14 protein-coding genes are annotated in these 20,597 nt (G+C 34.3%); 7 read left to right on the top strand and 7 right to left on the bottom strand.

The genetic code is table 11. From position 1 onward, the window contains the following. Positions 1 to 43 precede the first annotated feature (43 nt). The 5 genes from Q0X14_RS00935 to mutS form a co-directional block, all read right to left on the bottom strand. Positions 44 to 2,578 (bottom strand): reprolysin-like metallopeptidase, encoded by a 2,535-nt coding sequence (locus Q0X14_RS00935; RefSeq protein ID WP_297841193.1) that lies wholly within the window; start codon positions 2,576 to 2,578, stop codon positions 44 to 46. A gap of 80 nt (positions 2,579 to 2,658) precedes the next feature. Then, the gene (locus Q0X14_RS00930) at positions 2,659 to 3,975 is read right to left on the bottom strand and encodes a toxin-antitoxin system YwqK family antitoxin (protein WP_297841191.1); all 1,317 of its coding nucleotides are present in this window, start codon (positions 3,973 to 3,975) and stop codon (positions 2,659 to 2,661) included. 83 nt (positions 3,976 to 4,058) lie between these two features. Then, a complete protein-coding gene (gene aroF, locus Q0X14_RS00925; RefSeq protein ID WP_297841189.1) occupies positions 4,059 to 5,072 on the bottom strand; it encodes a 3-deoxy-7-phosphoheptulonate synthase in 1,014 nt (337 codons plus the stop codon). Positions 5,073 to 5,098: 26 nt separating this feature from the next. After that, entirely contained in the window at positions 5,099 to 5,734 is a 636-nt protein-coding gene (locus Q0X14_RS00920) for a DUF1684 domain-containing protein (RefSeq protein ID WP_297841186.1), read from the bottom strand. Then, positions 5,727 to 8,339: a DNA mismatch repair protein MutS gene (gene mutS / locus Q0X14_RS00915; protein WP_297841181.1), complete on the bottom strand. Its 2,613-nt coding sequence runs from the start codon at positions 8,337 to 8,339 to the stop codon at positions 5,727 to 5,729. The genes Q0X14_RS00920 and mutS overlap by 8 nt, the downstream gene beginning before the upstream one ends. Before the next feature lie 514 nt (positions 8,340 to 8,853). Between mutS and Q0X14_RS00910 the strand changes: the two genes are divergently transcribed. The 5 genes from Q0X14_RS00910 to Q0X14_RS00890 are packed head-to-tail and all read left to right on the top strand — an operon-like array spanning position 8,854 to position 13,726. Further along, positions 8,854 to 9,576 (top strand): alpha/beta fold hydrolase, encoded by a 723-nt coding sequence (locus tag Q0X14_RS00910; protein WP_297841179.1) that lies wholly within the window; start codon positions 8,854 to 8,856, stop codon positions 9,574 to 9,576. Positions 9,577 to 9,622: 46 nt separating this feature from the next. Then, positions 9,623 to 10,582 carry a hypothetical protein gene (locus tag Q0X14_RS00905; protein ID WP_297841177.1) on the top strand — a complete coding sequence of 320 codons (960 nt, stop codon included), beginning with the start codon at positions 9,623 to 9,625 and terminating at the stop codon, positions 10,580 to 10,582. A gap of 11 nt (positions 10,583 to 10,593) precedes the next feature. After that, positions 10,594 to 11,709, top strand: coding sequence for a carboxylate-amine ligase (locus Q0X14_RS00900; protein ID WP_297841174.1), 1,116 nt, complete (start codon positions 10,594 to 10,596; stop codon positions 11,707 to 11,709). A 3-nt stretch (positions 11,710 to 11,712) separates the two neighbouring features. Next, a complete protein-coding gene (locus tag Q0X14_RS00895) occupies positions 11,713 to 12,543 on the top strand; it encodes a hypothetical protein (RefSeq protein ID WP_297841171.1) in 831 nt (276 codons plus the stop codon). A gap of 1 nt (position 12,544) precedes the next feature. Next, positions 12,545 to 13,726, top strand: a complete 1,182-nt coding sequence (locus tag Q0X14_RS00890) for a hypothetical protein (RefSeq protein WP_297841167.1) — start codon at positions 12,545 to 12,547, stop codon at positions 13,724 to 13,726. Here Q0X14_RS00890 and Q0X14_RS00885 read toward each other — a convergent pair whose 3' ends face one another. Together Q0X14_RS00885 and Q0X14_RS00880 are read right to left on the bottom strand one after the other, a co-directional pair. Continuing rightward, entirely contained in the window at positions 13,727 to 14,455 is a 729-nt protein-coding gene (locus Q0X14_RS00885) for a hypothetical protein (protein WP_297841163.1), read from the bottom strand. Between the two features lie 105 nt (positions 14,456 to 14,560). Then, positions 14,561 to 14,908: a hypothetical protein gene (locus Q0X14_RS00880; RefSeq protein ID WP_297841161.1), complete on the bottom strand. Its 348-nt coding sequence runs from the start codon at positions 14,906 to 14,908 to the stop codon at positions 14,561 to 14,563. Between the two features lie 211 nt (positions 14,909 to 15,119). Here Q0X14_RS00880 and Q0X14_RS00875 point away from each other — a divergent pair, with 211 nt between their 5' ends. Beyond that, positions 15,120 to 18,746, top strand: coding sequence for an alpha-amylase family glycosyl hydrolase (locus tag Q0X14_RS00875; protein WP_297841158.1), 3,627 nt, complete (start codon positions 15,120 to 15,122; stop codon positions 18,744 to 18,746). Between the two features lie 141 nt (positions 18,747 to 18,887). Further along, positions 18,888 to 20,582 (top strand): PQQ-dependent sugar dehydrogenase, encoded by a 1,695-nt coding sequence (locus tag Q0X14_RS00870; protein ID WP_297841155.1) that lies wholly within the window; start codon positions 18,888 to 18,890, stop codon positions 20,580 to 20,582. The last annotated feature ends 15 nt before the right edge of the window (positions 20,583 to 20,597 follow it).

The raw sequence follows: 20,597 nt of genomic DNA, 5'->3' as shown, positions 1-20,597 counted from the left end.
TTAAAAAAGCCCCTCTCGTATTGAAAGGGGCTTTATGAAGATTCTATTTTGTCATCAACATTTTCTTTACATCCGAAAAATTACCTGCTGTCAGTCTGTAATAATAAACTCCACTCGGTAATTCTGAAGCATTGAATTCAATTTCATAAACACCGGCTTGTTGATATTCATTTACCAGATTTGCAACTTCGTTACCAAGGATATCAAATACTTTAAGCGACACTAATTCAGGATTGCTTAATGCATAAGAAATTTTTGTTGATGGATTAAATGGATTCGGATAATTCTGTTCTAGTACGAACTTTGTTGGTAATCCGATATTAACATTTACAACATTCAGATACTTAAATGTACCATCATAATCGGTTTGTTTAAGCCGATAAAAATATGTTCCCTGCTTTACTGAATTATCCAGATAAGAATAAACAGTTGGTTCTGTTGTAGTTCCCTTTCCACCTACAAATCCAATCTCTGTAAAATTCTCACTATCTGTTCCTCTTTCGATAGTAAAACCAGCGTTGTTGGTTTCAGTTGCTGTAATCCAATTCAATACAACGCCTTCTTTTGTTGATGTGGCTGTAAAAGAAACTAACTCAACAGGAATTGCAGTGGTTATAGTAAAATTCACATTTGAAATATCAAAGAAAACATTTCCAACTGCTTCGACTTTTATTCTCGCAGTGGTTGTTTGATTATCCGGTAAAATAACAATTTCACTTCCGTCATTTGGAGTATTTGCAGCAAGAACAAATGGATAAGTTTGACCGCCATCAACTGAAAGAAGAATATTTACATTAGCACAATTAACCGGAGCTATATTTGTATTTGCAACATCCCAGGTTACAGTTTGTGAAGATAATCCGGGCCAACTTACATTAGTGTTGGGAGAAGTAACTAAAAACGGACCTGAATTTCCATCTACCTGAAATTGCATCTGAGCATAATTAACTCCTCCTCCAGCAGGTCTGTTGTCTCTTGCTACTAAGCGGAAAGTTAATGTTCTGGCATAAGATGGAAGAATTTCTCCAATCACCTGTGTGTTGTTTAGCAGAGAAGATAACTTCGGAAAAGTTCTGGTTGGTGAAGTAGTTGGATTAAAAACTCTGAATATCGGTGCATTGCCTGATGGCGAATTAGGATGTCCTGCAGGACCCAAATCAAACTCTTCCCAACTGTAAGTTAAAGCATCACCATTAGGATCAGTTGCTGAGCCAGTTAATGCAAATGGTGTGCTCTTTGGAATATAAAATCCACCAGCAGGAACTGTAACCGTTGGTGCAGAATTTCCTGTATTAGTTATAACAGCACAGCTGTTTCCATTTCCGAAGTTCGTGTATGAAACTATTTCATCAAAGTTTACAACATGAAAATAAGGGTCACTGTTGTTCTGTAAATTTTGAGGTGAGCATATTCCTGCATAAGCCATAATAGTTGAACCGCTTCCTGGCTCATAAGCAGTTGAAGCATTTCTGTTTCCACCGCTGCAGGAACCCGCATTACCGTTAAATGAATGATTACCTCCGAACTGATGTCCCATTTCGTGCGCAACATAATCAATATCAAACGGGTCACCAATAGGTTGAGGAGAACCAGTTACTCCTCTTGCCTTCGAACCATTAACACAGACAACACCCAAATACGCAACTCCACCTCCACCGGTACTAAACACATGTCCAATATCATAATTTGCAGGTCCAATCCTTGCATCAACAGTTGTTTGATTTTGTGATAACATTGCAAAACCATCATTATTTGTGTAGGGATCAGAAGCTGCATTCAGAAAGATTAGAGTGTCGTTATTAGGTACTAAAACCATCCTTACAGCTAAATCAGTTTCATATACACCAACAACACGATTTACAGTAGTTACTACTGCAGACATAACTGATGGAATAGTGCCTCCGTGATAAGTGGAATACTCTCCTGTTGTTGCAACAGCTAACCTGTAAGTTCTTAACTGAGGACCTGTAGGAGTTAATAATTTATTTTCTTTTAAGTAATCGAATTCAGGTTGTCTTGATTCATCAACCAGTAATTCGCAATCGAACAAAGCACTTTCCTTAACATAATCTCTTGAGTAGTAAGAAATGTAATTATCAATATCTCCTTTGCTATATGGATCAATAAAGACTCTTCCATTTGGAGAAAGAATCATTGCGTGAAAACCCTGAAGTGTATAATCAAATCTACAAACAGCATAAGGATCAGTTATTCCTTTTGCAAGGTATGTTTTAATCTGAGGAAACTTTGTGGCTAACTCTGGAGCCATTACCGGTGATTCGACAAAAGCAAATTTTTGCATAGAACCATCAGGCATCGGAAGCTCTATCTGAATTGTTCTTTGAGAGATGAAGTTTGGAGTTTCCATCGGTGCCTGGCTTAGCAAATTTTCTAAAGCCACTCTATTTAATGAAACAGTCCGGTATGCCTGTGGAATAATAATTCTTTCACCTGCTAAAGCAATTTCTGTTTCCTGTTTATCAGTCCATAAATTTTCCTGCGGAAAGATTGGAGGTGAGAAAAATGTAAGGAATGAAAACAAAAGCGTCATTCCAAAAATGGATATTCTTATTTTCATTTATGCTCCTTAATTGTTGGTTGGTTGATTACTATACAAAGTTAGGAATTCAATGGGATAAATCAAATTGCTTTCTGGAATTAGTTATATCCAAAAGTTGAGACTAACAATCCTTCTCTGCTATAAGTTTTACTGCGTTGAAGGATTCCATCAAAATAATATTCTTCTTTCAAAAGGGAACCATCATCATAATATGTTTTTACCCATCCCTGCAATTTTCCATTAAAATAATTTTCAATTTTCTCCAATGCACCGTTTCTGTAATAAGTTGTTCTCTTTCCTTCACGTTTACCATCTTTGATAATTTCTTCTGATCTGAGAATTCCGTTTTCGAAAAATGTTTTGAATTCTCCAACTTGTTCATCATTTACGAAAGTAGCAATCGTTGCAAGATTACCGTTTGGATGATAGGTAACCTGTGTTCCGTTTTTTCTGTTATTCTCATAAATTGTTTCAGACTTCAGAACTCCGTCCGGATAATATTCTTTTTCATTACCGATTTTCAATCCATCAACATAATCATTAACCAGGCGTACTACACCGTTTTCATAAAACTGGAATGATCTCCCATTTAAAACATTTTTTTTGAAATTGAATTGGTAATTCAAAAATCCTGATTCAAAATAAATCTTCATTGAACCATCCTTTACACCATCTACCAGGTAAGTTTCATCCTTAAGATAGCCAGAAGGGTATTTTGTTCTTACAACTTCTTCTTTGGATTCAACTTTTCCTTTGTAATCATAGCGTTCACGGTTCACAAGTTCATCATTAACATAAAAATCTTTTACCCGCAAGGTTTTCATTTTATCATAGATGTAAACATTTCCTTCAAGTTTATCATTTACGAAAAATGCTTCAAGTGCAAGTGACTTATCATCGTGATAAACTTTTGTTGTTCCGTGAAGCTTTCCGTCCACAAACTTCTTTTCAACTTCAACATTTCCATTAGTGAAAAATGTTCTTGAGATTCCCTGCAAAACTCCGTTAACATAATTCCATTCACCTTGCTTTTCACCTGACTTGTAATAAGTATAAGTTATTCCCTGCAAAACACCATTTTCATAATTCTGTTCAGCCCAAAGTTCGCCTGTTTCATAATACCATTTTGAAATTCCTTCACGCAAACCGTTTCTGTAATTCCATTCTATCTGAACTTTACCATCAGGAAAATACCATATCGAAATTCCTTCTTCTTTTCCGTCAACGAAATTCCATTCTTTCCATAATCTACCTGATGGATAATATTCTTTATACTTTCCATCAAGTTTATCGTTTACATATTCTCCTTCAGTTTTAACTTTTCCATCAGGGAAATATGTTCTGCGAATTTCTTTTTGTTGTGCAAAAACAGAAACTGTTAAAATGATTATTGATAAGAAAACTATTTTATTCATATTGCTATATTTAGTTGAAAGCAAACATAAAGCTGAAAGTTGATTCACAAAATGATTAAAACAAGATTTGATTACGGAATGATTCAGATTTTTTTCCCAATCACTTTTGCAATTTCTTTAATCTGTATCATTAACTCAGAAAATTGATCAGGCAATAATGCTTGCGGACCATCTGATAATGCATTGTCCGGGTCGTGATGAACTTCAACCATAAGTGCATCTGTTCCTGCAGCAACTGCAGCACGAGCCATTGGAATAATTTTATCTCTGTAACCAATTGCGTGCGATGGATCTGCACAAACAGGTAGATGAGTTTTTTCGTGAGCAGTTACAATTGCCGATAAATCAAATGTGTTTCTTAATGATGTATCAAAAGTTCTGATTCCTCTTTCGCAAAGAATTACATTTGGATTACCTCCGGCGAGAATATATTCGGCAGACATTAACCATTCATCGATTGTTGCAGACATTCCGCGTTTGAGCATAACTGGTTTTTTAGAAGTTCCAAGCAATTTGAGTAAAGGATAATTGTACATATTTCTGGAGCCAACCTGAAAAATGTCTGTGTATTTTTCAATCAATTCAAAATGCGAAGGTTCTATAATTTCAGTTACTACTGAAAGTCCAAACTTATCTCCGGCTTTTCTGAGAAGTTTTAATCCTTCTTCACCCAAACCCTGAAATGAATATGGCGAAGTTCTTGGTTTGAATGCTCCACCTCTCAGAATTTTTGCACCGGCATTCTTTACAATCTCAGCAAGCTTCATTATCTGATTTTCATTTTCAACAGAGCAGGGACCAGCAATTACAACAATTTCATCTCCACCAATTTCAATATCATCGATTTTTACAATTGTCTTCTCAGCTTTAAATCTTCTGCTTGCAAGTTTATATGGTTCTGTAATTCTGAAAACATCAACAACACCTTCGAGCATTTTAATTTTTCTTGTATCAAATCCCGGTTGAACTCCCAACGCACCAAGAATAATATACTTTTCACCAGTTGATTTGTGAACATCAAAACCATTCCGGTTCAACTCTGCGATAATTTTTTCAACTTTCTCCTGCGATAAATTTTTATCAACAACTACTACCAATTTTCTCTCCTTCTTTAAAACAATTTTTATCTGAATTTTTTCTCACCAGCTTTCACTTCAAAAGGAAGTGAATCCTGCTCTGTAGGAACAGGGCAATTAAACAAATCACTGTAAGCACACAAAGGATTTGTAGCACGATTAAAATCAATCGTGTATTCAAAATCATCATCCAAATTCTTTTCGAACTTAAGATACCTGCCATGTTCAAAAGTTTCTTTTCCTGTTGTACCATCCTTAAACCAGATGTTATATACTTTCATACCTTCCGGAGTTGTGATATTATAAAGATAAAGTTTGTACTGATTACCCTTATAATTAAGGTTGAAATATCCATAACGAAGATATTTTCTCGAAGTTCCTTTCGTTCCAAAAATATCTACTGAATCCGGTTTATCAATACGATAGAGTTTTGATTTAAAGATGAATTCGGGATTTGCTTCATAAAATTTCAGTGGTTCATATTTCACTGATGTATCCATTAAAAACGGAGATGCTGACGGATTATATTGCATCTGCCAGTTTCTGTCTGCTCTTTCCTGTTCAAGCAATGTTAAATATGATTTTGTAAGCTCAGTTCTATTCTCATCAGAACAATTTGAGCCGGTTGTAATAAAAAATAAAATTATAAGAACACCAGTTAAAAATTTTATTGACTTAGTCATTTCTCTCCATCTTTCTTTTCAGCTCATTTAGTTTGTTTAATGCTTCAATTGGTGTCAGAGTGTTCAGCTCCAGATTTTTTATTTCAGTTCTTAATTCATCATCTTTGAATTCAAACAAACTTATTTGATTATCAGTTTCACTTTTAAGTTTTTTAAGTCGTTCTTTTTTGACTTCATAAGGTGTGAGTTCTTTACTTTCAAGATTATTCAGGATTTCTTTTGCCCGGTTTGTAACAAACACAGGCAATCCTGCCATCATTGCAACCTGAATTCCATAGCTATGATCAGCCCGACCAGGATTAACACGATGAAGAAAAATTACTTTATCATCGTACTCACGAACTTCCACTTTGTAGTTTTTAATTCTGGGGAAAAGATCAGCCATTTCATTCAGTTCATGATAATGAGTTGCGAATAAAGTTTTAGCCGCTACATCAGGATTCTCATGAAGATATTCGGTAATTGCCCACGCAATTGAAATTCCATCAAAAGTACTTGTGCCTCTTCCGATTTCATCAAGCAGTATAAGACTTTTTGAAGTTGCATTGTTAAGAATATTTGCTGCTTCCTGCATCTCAACAAGAAATGTACTTTCACCAGCGGTAATATTATCGCTGGCTCCAACACGAGTAAATATTCTGTCAACAATTCCAATTTTTGCTTTTGATGCCGGGACGAATGAACCAATCTGTGCAAGCAAAACGATTAAACCAACCTGTCTTAAATAAACAGATTTGCCAGCCATATTCGGTCCGGTAAGCAGAATAATTTGCTGGTCTGTGTTATTCAGTTTACAATCATTAGGAGTGAACTTTTCTCCGGGCGATAAAATTCTTTCAACAACAGGATGTCTTCCCTGAAGTATTTCTATTTCATTTCCTTCATCAACTTCAGGTTTTACATAATTATATTCTTCGGCACATTCAGCAAACGAAAGAAAAACATCAATCATTCCAATCAATCTTGCATTGGTTTGAATTGCTTCAGCTTCAAGCGCAACTAAATTTCTGATTTCGTTAAATAACTGATATTCAAGCTCACCAATTTTTTCTTCAGCATTAAGAATTTTTTCTTCGAAAGTTTTAAGCTCAGGTGTGATATATCTTTCGGAGTTTACCAATGTCTGTTTACGGATATAATCTTCAGGCACTTTTGATTTATGAGCATTACTGATATCAATGTAATAACCGAACACATTATTAAAACCAACTTTCAGCGAAGGAATTCCGGTTCTTTCTCTTTCCTTCTGCTGAAGATTTGAAATCCATTCTTTACCGTGAAAAGCTATTTCACGAAGTTCATCGAGTTCAGGACTGAAACCACTTTTAATTATTCCACCTTCAGTTAAAGCTGCCGGAGGAGAATCAATAATTGCTTCTGAAATTTTTTCAACAAGGTGTGATAAATCCTTTAATGAATCACCAATCTTTTTTAGTGTACTATCGGAAAGTCTATTTAATAATTCTTTTATATCAGGAATTTTCTTCAAAGAAGTTTTAACAGCAACAATCTCTCTTGGATTTGCTCTTCCGGTACAGACTTTTGAGATTAATCTTTCGAGATCACCAACTTCTTTAAGATGATTGATTAAATCTTTGCGGACCGATTTTTCTTTTATCAGATTTTCTACTGCATTTAATCTCTGGTTAATTGCATTCACATCGCGCAATGGTGCAGAAATCCATTTCTTCAACAATCTTCCGCCCATTGCTGTCTGGGTTTTATCGAGAATTGAAATGAGTGAACCTTCTCTTGTTCCTTCCTGCATTGAAGTTATGATTTCGAGATTACGTTTTGTTGAGTAATCCAGAATCATATAATCGGAAGGATTGTAAATTGAAATTTTATTCAGGTGCGAGAGATTTACTCTTTGAGTTTCCTGCAAATAATGAAGTACAACTCCAGCAGCAACAATTCCATTTTGAAGTCGTTCAATTCCAAAACCTTTAAGAGTAACAGTCTTAAAATGATTTAGCAAAAGTTCATTTGTATAATCGAAATTAAAAATCCATTCATCAATTTTGGTTAACCGGATTTCAGGATTAATCTTTGATAGAATTTTTGTCAGATAATCTTTATCCCGTTTATGAAATAAAATTTCAGAAGGATTAATTAGTTGAATTTGTTCGGTGAGTTGCTCCAACTTCGTCTCATAAACATAAAACTCACCTGTTGAAATATCTGAGAATGAAAGTCCAACCAAATCATCTTTTATAAAAACACCGAGCACATAATTATTTTTTTTGTGATCGAGCAATTTATCTGAAAGAGTTACGCCCGGAGTAACTACTTCTATCACTTCACGCTTAACAATTCCTTTAGCAAATTTTGGATTTTCCATTTGCTCGCAAACAGCAACACGATAGCCGGCACGAACAAGTTTAGGTAAATATGCATCAATTGCGTGATGAGGAAAACCGGCAAGAGGAACATCATCGGCGGCACCGTTTGACCGCTTGGTAAGAGTAATCCCAAGAACTTTGGAAGCTATTTTTGCATCATCTTCAAAAGTCTCAAAAAAGTCACCAACCCTGAAAAGCAAAATCGTATCAGGATGTTGCTGCTTAATCTTATAATATTGGGCCATTAAAGGTGTTTGTTGCATAATCCTTCATTAAATAGCGTGTAAAAATACCTTTAAGTGCAACGAATTTCAATTTAATTACTGATGGAGGCAAGCAGAAAAATACGGAAAGAAAGAATGAATGGATGAATGGATGGGTGAATGATGAATGAATGAGTGAATGGATGGATGGATGATTGAAAGATTGAATGTTTGAATTTTTAAACGAATGGTTGAGTGATGAATTAATTAAAATTTGATTTATTCTTTACCAATCTTTCCAAATTCCATATACCTTAAACCTCATACGTTAAACCTTCTTCCTTATACCTTATACCTTATACCTTATACCTTATACCATATACCTTCTACCTTTTTCCTTATACCCTATACCGTTTACCTTATAACCTTCGACTTCCCTCTCTCCAAGCAACCTCAAAAAAGATTAACAATAAATTCAACTTTCCCTCTTATTGATTAAAAATCTTTTTTCTATATATTTGCTCACAAAAAGAGTTCTTGTTCATATTCACTCATTCCGGTTAATTCTGATTTAATGGAAGAAAATTATCATCAGTGGTTCTCTTTGCCGCTGCAGAGAGAATTTGAAATGCTTACTTTCGGTTCGTCTGGTTTGCCTTTAATCGTATTTCCTACTTCTGGTGGAAGATATTATGAAGCTAAAGACAGAGGGTTAATAAATTCAGTTTCTGATTTAATTCGCTCAGGTTCTTTAATGATATTTTGCCCGGACAGTGTTAACAACGAAAGCTGGTATAATTACAATGTTCATCCGTCCGAAAGAGTTAAAAGACATATTGATTTTGAAAAAGCAATTCTTAACGAAGTTATAGAATATGCATTACATCAAACTGATAACAACAAAGTAATTGTTTGCGGAAGTAGTTTTGGTGGTTATCACGCTGTGAATCTTGCTTTCAGACATCCTGATAAAGTTTCAGGATTATTTACTATGGGCGGAGCTTATGATATTAAAAGATTCATATTCGGTTATTATGATGATAACTGTTACTTTAATAATCCGCCTGACTATTTACCAAATCTTAATGACAATTGGTATTTGAGTCGGATGAGAAGTATGAAAATAATATTAGGCACTGGTGATGCAGATTTTTGTTTGCCGGAAAATTTACGCTTATCAGAAATTCTTAAGTCCAAAAATGTTGATCACAAACTTGATGTGAGAGCTTTTACCGGACACGATTGGCAGTGGTGGAAAAAAATGTTCAGAGATTACATAAGCTTATTTCTGGACTAAAAACTTTTAACAGATATCAGAACTTAAAACATTACAGAGGAGCTAAATGAAAAAAATTGGAATCTTATACGGACAGGAAACAACTTTTCCTCCCGCATTTGTTGATAGAGTAAATTCTAAAAAGGAACCCGGAATTGTAGCTGAATCATTAAAAGTTAATAAAGTGATTCAGGGCGAACCAATCGGATATGATGTTATTATTGATCGCATCTCTCAGGATGTTCCTTTTTATCGTGCAATGCTTAAGAATGAAGCTATCTGCGGAACTGCCGTAATTAATAATCCTTTCTGGTGGACTGCTGATGATAAATTTTTTAATAATGCACTTGCGACGAAGATTGGTGTTGCTGTTCCCAAAACAGTAATACTTCCATCAAATCAACATCCACCAGATACCAATGAAAGATCATTCCGCAATCTTGAATATCCGTTGGATTGGAAAGGCATTTTTAATTATGTCGGATTTCCGGCTTACTTCAAGCCATTTGCTGGTGGTGGATGGAAGAATGTTTATAAGTTAAACAACGAAGAAGAATTCTTTAAAGCTTATAATGAAACCGGACAACTTGTCATGATGTTGCAGGAAGAAATTATCTTTACAGAATATTTCCGATGCTACTGTCTTGATCGTCAGGATGTTCACATAATGCAATATGATCCGAAGCAACCACATCATCTCAGATATGTAAGAAATCCGAAACCGGTTGAGCAAAAACTCTTACAAAAAGTTCACGATGGAGTTATTGCTTTGAATAAAGCTTTAGGATATGATTTCAATACAGTTGAATTTGCAGTGCGTGATGGAATTCCTTATGCGATTGATTTTTGTAATCCGGCTCCGGATGCAGATGTGAATTCTGTTGGACAGGAAAATTTCGAATGGATAGTTGAAGCTGCAGCAAATATGGCTATCAGAAGAGCTAAAGCACACAAACCGGGACAGAATAATCTTACCTGGGGTGAATTTGTTAATGCATTTGTTAATAACAAACCAATAAAAATCTGACGAGATGATTTATGTTTAATCCTGAAATATTCACACTTGGTGTGGAAGAAGAATTTCAGATTGTTGATCCGCAATCACGCGAGCTTAAATCCCACATTCAACAAATATTGGATGAAGGGAAAATAATTCTTGCCGAAAGAGTAAAACCAGAAATGCATCAATCAGTTGTTGAACTTGGAACTGATATTTGCAGAAATGTTGATGATGCAAGAAGTCAGGTAACAAAACTTCGTACAGATTTAGCAAAGCTTGCAATCAAAACAAACTTAAGAATTGCCGCAGCTGGAACGCATCCGTTTTCACATTGGAAAGATCAGAAAATTACTTCGCATCCAAGATATAAGAATATAATTGATGACTTCCAGCAGGTTGCCAGAGCAAATCTTATTTTTGGTTTGCATGTTCATGTTGGTGTTGATAGTCGTGAAACAGCCATTCACATTATGAATGCAGCAAGATATTTTCTGCCACACATTTTTGCTCTTTCAACTAATTCTCCATTCTGGATTGGAAGAAATACCGGATTCAAATCATACAGAAGCAAAGTATTCGACCGTTTTCCAAGAACCGGAATCCCTGATTTTTTTATGAGTCTTTCCGAATATGATAACTATGTTAAACTACTGATTAAAACTAACTGTATTGATGATGCGAAGAAAATTTGGTGGGACATCAGAGTTCACCCACATTTTCAAACTCTTGAATATCGTGTCTGCGATATTCCGATGCGTGTTGATGAAACTATTTGTCTGGCTGCACTTATTCAGGCAATAACTGCAAAGTTGTATAAACTTATTAAACAAAATCTTGGTTTCAGACTTTACAGACGAGCTTTAATTGCTGAAAATAAATGGCGTGCAGCCCGATATGGGATTCACGGTAAACTTATTGATTTTGGTAAACAGGAAGAAGTAGAATTCAAAAAGCTAGCTGATGAACTTCTAGAATTTATTGATGATGTGGTGGATGATTTGAAATGCAGAGAAGAAGCACATTATCTTAAAAAGATTCTGGAAATGGGAACAGGCGCCGACCGCCAGCTTGATGTTTTTAATCAGGCATCGGATTTGAAAAATGTTGTTGATTACATTATTGAAGAAACTCATATTGGATTGGATGTTAATTAAACTATGAAACAAAAAATAAAAATTGCAACAATTGATCTTTACAATAACGAACCGAACGAAGGGTTACGATGCATTCGGGATATCGTGTCAGAAATTTCTAATTCGAATGCACATATAGATGTTCAGTACAATGTTTTTGAAACACGTTACAAAGGCGTTACTCCGGATTTGAATTATAATATTTTCATTTCATCTGGTGGTCCCGGAAGTCCATTCGAAGGAGAAGGCACACAGTGGGAAAAAGATTATTTTAATCTTCTCGAAAAAATCTGGAATCACAATCAAAACAATGATGAGAAGAAATATATTTTCTTCATCTGCCACTCATTCCAGATGATGACAAGATTTTTCCAAATAGGTGAAGTGAATAAAAGATTTCTGAACTCATTCGGCGTAAAACAATTTTCAAAAACCGAAGATGGTAATAAAGATTTAATTCTTTCTGAACTTACTAATCCTCTTTATGCAGCAGATATCAGACAATGGCAGGTAGTAAATCCTGATTATAAACATCTGGAAGAACTTGGAGCAAAAATATTATCGTGGGAAGTTCCCGAAGAAGAAAACAGAAATAATCCTGCGCTTGGCGCCGTAAGAATCTCAAATGAAATTGTTGGAACGCAATTTCATCCTGAAGCTGATCCTGCAAGTATGCTATATCATTTCAGACAAAAGGAACGAAAAGAATACATCATCAACAGATACGGAGAAGCAATTTATCATCAGATGATCGAATGGTTGGAAGATGATGATAAAATTAAACTTACACGAAAAACAGTGCTTCCATCATTTTTAAATAATGCAATAAATGAACTTATAACATTAAAAGTTTAGCATGATTCCAAAATTAAGAGAACAATTTAACGCTCAGTTTTCTGAAGTAAGATATAACGCATTTCTTGATGAATTAAATTCGATACTCAAATATCCAACTGATTTCAGAGTTTGTGAGACTCCTCTTTTTCTATCTGATGAATTTAATCAGGAATTATTAAAAGCTTGTGATGAAATTACAGCTCAGTTAATCACAAAGGAATTCAAAGAAAAATCGGTTAACGCAATTCCAAAACATTTGATTGTTCCGAACGATACAAATCATCCAATCTTTCTTTCACTCGATTTTGCAATTACTAAAAATGAAAGTGGCTTCGTTCCAAAACTTATTGAGCTTCAGGGTTTTCCAACATTATATGGATATCAGTATTTTCTTAACAGAGTTGTAAGAAAGTATTTTGATATTCCGGATGATTTCACCTGCTATTATAGCGGCTATGATGAAGATGAATATGTTGATTTTCTTGAAAAAATAATTCTTGCAAATGAAGATCCCGAACAGGTGATTTTATTGGAAATTGAGCCACACAAACAAAAAACAAGAATTGATTTTGCTGCAATGGAAAAACTTATTGGTATTCCGGAAGTATGCATTACTGATTTGATTAAAAAAGGCAAAAAACTTTTTTACAAAAAAGATGGAAGAGAAATTGAGATTAAAAGGATTTATAACCGGGTAATATTTGATGAACTTGAGCGCAAACAAGTTGAATCATCTTTTAATTTTTTTGATGAAGTAGATGTTTATTGGGTTGGTCATCCAAATTGGTTTTTTAGAATCAGTAAGTTTTCTCTGCCACAATTAAAAGGCAAATATGTTCCTGAATGTTATTATCTAGATGAGTTAGAAAAATACCCTGATGATTTATCGCAATTCGTATTAAAGCCACTCTTCTCGTTTGCCGGACTTGGCGTTGATGTAGATGTAACTAAAGAAAAGCTCGATAAAATTACTGACAGAAAAAATTATATTCTTCAGCAGAAAGTTGAGTACACTCCTGTTATTAAAACTCCGGATGATTACTCCAAAGTTGAAATAAGAATGATGTATCTATGGGAAGAAGACTCCCCAAAACCAGAGTTAGTTCTTAATCTCATAAGAACAAGCAAAGGAAAAATGATGGGAGTAGATTTTAATAAAAATAAAACCTGGGTTGGTTCAAGTCTGGCGTATCACCAATAATTATCTACTGACAGTAATTGTATCTGTTTGTCTGTGCAAATTTGAATATGTCAGAACATCAACTGTATCCATAATATCCGCAGTAATAATCGTTGTTCGAACTGCTTTATCCCAAATTCGTGAAGGATCAACTCCGCACTCACCCATTAAATAAAATGATATCTTTCTTGGGTAATTAATTGATTCTAAAGTAATTCCCGTTCCTACTCTTCCCCAACCTACTGCCTCAATTTCAAATAAGTAAGGATGGATTTTCCTTCCTCTGAAGGAAATATACGATGAATCCGAATCAGAACCTTTCTCAATAAAGAAATTTGGGAAAGTGATATCATAACTTCCAGCGAATGCAATTGTAGTATCTTTATAAAGAGAATCACTTTGCCAGAATTTTAATCTTTTAAATCCCGGAGTATTCAAATAAATAGTGTCTTCGTGTGTAATTGAGCTTATGATTTCATAACAATTATCTCTGTTGTCCCTTCCGTAAATTTTCAAAGTTATGATGGTATCATTGCTTACAATTTCACTTTTATAAAAATCATAGCATGTATTTGGTGTGGTATATGTTGCAGTGATGACAATATAATTTTCTGTTGCGTTTATACTTAGAATACTTTCCAAAGGAAGCGGTCTGATTTCCGAGTACCTGACCGGCACCTCAGAATCGCATCTATAGAAGGTTAATAATACAACGATACTTGAAATTGCTAATAAGAATTTGCTTCTCATTTTGCTCCTCAATTTTTGATCGACTTTCGTCAATGACAAAAAGCATATCAAGTTATAACAACGAGCTGCATCAAATGAGGATTAAAAAGTATGTCTTGAATTTACTTATTTCTTGTGAGTGCGAACTTTAATTTTCAAATCTGCTAACATCTCTTTGAATCTGAAATACTTTTCTTTTCCATAAACAGGAAGAACAAATTGATTAAACTTATCAAAAGGTTTTCCCGCTTCTAAACCTGCTTCCTTAAGAAGTGATTTCATTTCACTTAATTCTTTTCTGTCTTTTGCTACAAATCTTATTTCGTAACCTTTCTTGGCAACTACTTTTTTCTTCTTAGCTGGTTTTTCATCAGGTATGCGGAAATAACCATTTCTAACGAAGTACTCAGCTATTTTTTTCGCAACTGCTTTTTTAACCTTTGAATGTTCTGCATTTTTTTTTGATTGTGCCATAATTCTCCTCAGATATTTGTTGATGATATAAAAAGCTCCTACATGCTAATAAGATTAGAATTTCCTGAGCAACATTAATTTTTAATTTTGAAATTGTCAAATGTTTTTAGCTTTTTATTAGTATTTCGTCGGGGGTTTTTTGCAAAAAATATTCAACTCAACCAATGTTTTATTATATTAGCTCACAAAATCAATATCATATCAGAAAATTATGATTACTTACTACTTTCATGTTTCCGCTCATTCCAGAAAAAAATATCAGTTTGAAGATCATCTTTTTTCACTTCAGGGCGACTTAATTGTTGCTGATTTCAAAACTGCCAGATTGCTTTCAGATAAAATAAATAAAGTTCGGAAAGAAGAAGGAAGACATTATGAACTTGTTACTGCAGGACAGATTAATGCACTCGGATTGCTTCACGAAATTTTTCATTTATTAATCAGACGATATGAAGAAAATGAAAATCCTGGTGTAATACAACGAAGCATTGATTATCTGAAAGAGTCTTTAAGTGAAGCAGAGCTTGAAAATACAATGTTAAAATTTGTTGAAGAGTTCCCTCCTCTTCCGGTTTATCAGAATAAAATTTCTGCAAAAGAATTTCTGAACGGTAAAACTGAAAATAAATTAAATCGTGAAATCGTTCTTGAGGAAATTATCCTATTAAATATCGAAAACATTAATCCTGCTACAAGACAACTGAATGAATTATACTCGGATGAAAAACTTGCAGAAGAAACTTCTTATAAAACTTTAATTGAATACACCGAAAAATTTTTTGAAAGTGAAAAACCAGTTGGTGGTGGCGGACTTAATCTGATTTCTTTTCTCAAAAAACCTGTCGTTTCAAATCCATTTGATATAGCTTTACAACTTGAGTTTATTAAAGAGAATTGGAAAAGTTATATCGGTGATTACTTTATCAAAAAAATTCTTACAGGAAAAGACTTAATTAGTGAAGATTACAAACTATTCGTTAAACACGGCGGAGGAGAAAAAGGAACTCCACCTGTACCAAAGTATGATTATAATTTTGATTATCTGAAATCGCTTCGTGAGAAAGTTGCTGCCGGTAAAAAACTATCGCCGGAAGAATATGAATATTATCAGCTCGAAATAAAAAAGTTTACACAGGATGTTGATTGGATGCCAAAGGTGGTAATGATTGCTAAAAACACTTTTGTATGGCTTGATCAATTATCAAAAAAATATCAGAGAGAAATAAAACATCTTGATCAGATTCCTGATGAAGAGCTTGATCAGCTTGCAAGATGGAATTTTAATGCGCTTTGGTTAATTGGAATTTGGGAAAGAAGCAGTGCATCGCAAAAAATTAAACAGATGATGGGAAATCCCGATGCTGCAGCTTCAGCTTACTCATTATTCGATTATGTCATTGCAAAAGAACTTGGTGGTGAACAAGCATTCGAAAATCTGAAACAACGCTGCTGGCAAAGAGGAATAAGACTTTCAAGTGATATGGTACCTAATCACACAGGTATCTATTCAAAGTGGGTAATAGAAAAACCCGACTACTTTATTCAATCATCGACTCCACCGTTTCCTGCTTATAAATTTTCAGGACCAAATTTATCCGAAGATGAAAGAGTCGAAATCAGAATTGAAGATCAATATTACACAAGGACTGATGCAGCTGTAGTATTTGAAAGATTAGATCGATTCACCGGCCAGAAAAGATATATTTATCACGGTAATGACGGTACAAATATGCCTTGGAATGACACTGCTCAGTTGAATTTATTGTTGCCAGAAGTTCGTGAATCATTGATTCAAACCATTATGCATGTTGCCCGCAAAACCCCAATCATTCGTTTTGATGCTGCAATGACTTTAACGAAAAAACATTATCAGCGATTATGGTTTCCTATTCCCGGAACCGGGGGGGCAATTCCTTCTCGCGCAGATTATGCTATGACCAGGTCTGAGTTTGACGAAGCAATGCCTAACGAATTCTGGCGCGAAGTTGTTGACAGAATAAATTCTGAAATGCCTGATACTTTATTGCTTGCGGAAGCTTTCTGGCTGATGGAAGGATATTTTGTTCGTTCACTTGGAATGCATCGGGTTTATAACTCTGCTTTTATGCACATGTTTATGAAAGAAGAGAATAGCAAATACCGCGAACTTATGAAAAACACTCTTTCGTATGATCCCGAAATTCTTAAACGTTATGTAAATTTTATGAGTAATCCTGATGAAGAAACAGCTATCAATCAGTTTGGTAAAGGAGATAAGTATTTTGGAGTTGCTACAATGCTTGTAACTTTGCCGGGATTGCCGATGTTTGCTCACGGACAGGTTGAAGGTTTTTCAGAAAAATATGGAATGGAATACAAGCGAGCTTATTATAATGAATTTGTTGACCAACATCTTGTTTGGCAGCATGAAAAAGAAATTTTTCCTTTGATGAAAAAAAGATATTTGTTCAGTCAGGTTGAAAATTTTGAATTGTATGATTTTATTTCTCCATCGGGCGAGATAAATGAAAATGTTTTTGCATTCACAAATCAAAGCGGAACAGAAAAAGCACTTGTACTTTATAACAATTCTTACTTCGAAGCATTCGGTTTAATCAATTATTCCTGCCAGAAGTCAAAACACAGCGATGGGATTACAACAAACAGAAAAATCGCTGAGGTGCTTGGGTTTAATAATTCGCCTTCTTTTTTTTATATCTACAAAGATTTTGTTAAGAACGAAGAGTTCATTCTTAAAGGAAGTGATGTTTGGAATTTTGGAATGAATTTTCATTTGTGGGGCTACGAAAGAAAAGTTTTTCTCGAATTCAAAGAAGTATTTGACTCTGATGGAAGATACAATCGCGTTTACAATTATTTGCAAGGCAGAGGGGTTCATTCAATTGAAGAAACAATTAAAGAACTGGAACTACTTCCCTTCCACGAATCTTTTGTAAATCTTTTCATTACTGATTTCATCAATCAGCTAATTGAAGAAGAAAAAGAATTCATACTTCCTGAACCGCAGTTTAATGATTTTGTAGCATTGTTTAACACTAAGATAAACAAAGGTAAATCTGAAGAAGATATTAAAACTGATTTTATTGATTCAGCAAATAATATCAAGACTTTAACCGAACTCATCGAAAAAATTAAATCGGAAAAGACCTGTCCTGTTGAGATTCGAACTTTTCTTGACAAAGTTCCTTTGTTTTCAAATAATAAAGATGAATTAAACAACTCACACAATGAATCAGCAAGAAAGAACATAATCTACACATACCTCTATCAACTATTGAATAAATTATTTTCTGTTGCGGATAACAATTCAGCATTTGATAAATATCTGCTTTGGAAACCATTACTTGAAATTTTTGGTTATCTCGGATATGCTGATTCAACCGGAATAAGATATGATTTACTTAAAATATCTTATCTATCAGGAAAATTTGAATTGATTTTAGCTGATGAAGAAAAAGACAAAAGTGTTAAAAAGTCAAAATCAAAAAAGAAAAGTGTAAGTGAGTTAAAAGTTGCAGTTGAAGAAAACAAATCAGATTCTCTTAAAAAATTATTTAATGATTTGTTCGATGATAATGCTTTCAGGGAATTTGTAAAACTAAATTCTTATGAAGGGAATGAATATTTTAACAAAGAAAGATTTGATGAAGCAATTGTATGGCTTCCTCTTTTCGCAACAATAAATTGGTTTGAATCTGAAAGAGAAAAGCTAAAACCATTGAGCTTAAAGAAGTCACTGAAAGAAAGGTTGAAAAAGTTAATATTAAATCATAACTTGCTTTTAGAAGCTTCGGAAAAAAGCGGATTTGTTAAAGATAATTTTATAGAATCGTTATAACGAAAAATTATTGTTCTTGTTAATCTCTGAAAACTTAATTTTGTTTTCTCCCAACTGTTTTGAGCATATATCTTAGATTTTATTCCACTTAAGACAAATAAGTTTTTTAATAAATTTCCATAAACAAACATTGGAGGCAATGTGAACAAATATCTTATTATAACTTTACTACTGCTTTTAACAATTCGGATAGATGCACAATATAATTTTCAGATTGCATTTCCGAATTTAACTTTTACCAGTCCTGTTGATCTGCAAAATTCTGGCGACGGAACAAACAGATTATTCGTAGTTGAGCAGGCAGGAAGAATTAAAGTATTCCCAAATAATTCATCAGCAACCACATCCAAAACTTTTCTTGATATTACTGACCGAGTAACATCCGGAGGCGAAACCGGTTTGCTTGGATTGGCTTTTCATCCGAATTATGAGGCGAATGGTTACTTCTATGTAAACTACACTGCACCAAGTCCACTCAGAACAGTAATTTCAAGATTTCAGGTTACTTCGAATCCGGATTCCGCTGATAAAAATTCTGAACTTATACTTTTAACATTTAATCAACCTTACTCAAATCACAATGGTGGCTGTGTTGCATTCGGACCTGATGGTTACTTATATATTGCTACAGGTGATGGTGGTTCTGGTGGCGACCCACAAAATAATGCTCAGAATATCACAAACCTGCTAGGTAAAATTTTAAGAATTGATGTCAATAATCCTCAACTTCCATTGAACTATGGAATTCCTCCGACAAATCCTTTTGCTGACAGCACAAATTCTTCTATCAGAAAAGAGATTTACGCATACGGATTGCGCAATCCGTGGAGAATGAGTTTCGATGCTGTTACCGGATGGCTTTGGGCTGCTGATGTCGGACAAAATCAGTGGGAAGAAATAGATATCATTTCAAACGGTGGCAATTATGGTTGGAGATGTTACGAAGGTAATCATCCATACAACACAAGTGGCTGTAATGGAACTTATATTTTCCCAATCTGGGAATACTCACATTCAGATGGGATTTCAGTAACAGGTGGATATGTTTATCGAGGACAAAATGTACCTGAGCTTTATGGTAAATATATTTATGGAGATTATGGTTCACGAAAAGTATGGTCTTTACTTTATGATGGAGTTAATCCGCCAACAAATACTTTAATTACTACTGCAGCAGGTCCGATTACTTCATTTGGAGTTGATGAAAATAACGAGTTACACTTAGTATCATCTAATGGAAGAATTTATAATTTCATTCCAACTGTTATTCCTGTTGAATTAGGAACTTTTAATGCAACAGTTATTGAAGGCAAAAAAGTCAGATTAGATTGGTTTACTGTTACCGAAACTAATAACGCTGGCTTTAGTATCGAGCGAAGTAAAGACGGTGTAAATTTCAAAGAAATATACTTTGTGGGTGGAAATGGAACCACAACAAACAGAAATACTTATAGTTTTGTGGATGAAGATGTTGATTATGGAACTTATTATTATCGTCTCAAGCAAGTTGACCACGACGGTTCATTTAACTATTTGAATGTTGTAACCGTTGATTTGGGTTTACCAAAAAGTTTTGAACTCAGACAAAACTTTCCAAATCCATTTAATCCATCAACAAAAATTTCTTTTACAGTTCCTGATGGAATAAATAACAAAGTAACACTCAAAGTTTTTGATTTATTGGGCAATGAAATAACCACACTGATTAATGAGACCAAATCAGCAGGTGTTTATGAAGTTGAATTCGATGCATCCAAATTGAAAAGCGGTGTGTACATCTATCAATTATCAGCAGGAAATTTTTCCAGTGCAAGAAAGATGATTTACATTAAATAGTAAAAGAAAAGATTC

Origin of the sequence: Ignavibacterium sp. (assembly GCF_025998815.1) — a bacterium.
Lineage (GTDB): Bacteria > Bacteroidota > Ignavibacteria > Ignavibacteriales > Ignavibacteriaceae > Ignavibacterium.
The sequence above is the reverse complement of the archived record's forward strand: the minus strand, read 5'-3'. Positions and strand labels throughout refer to the sequence as shown.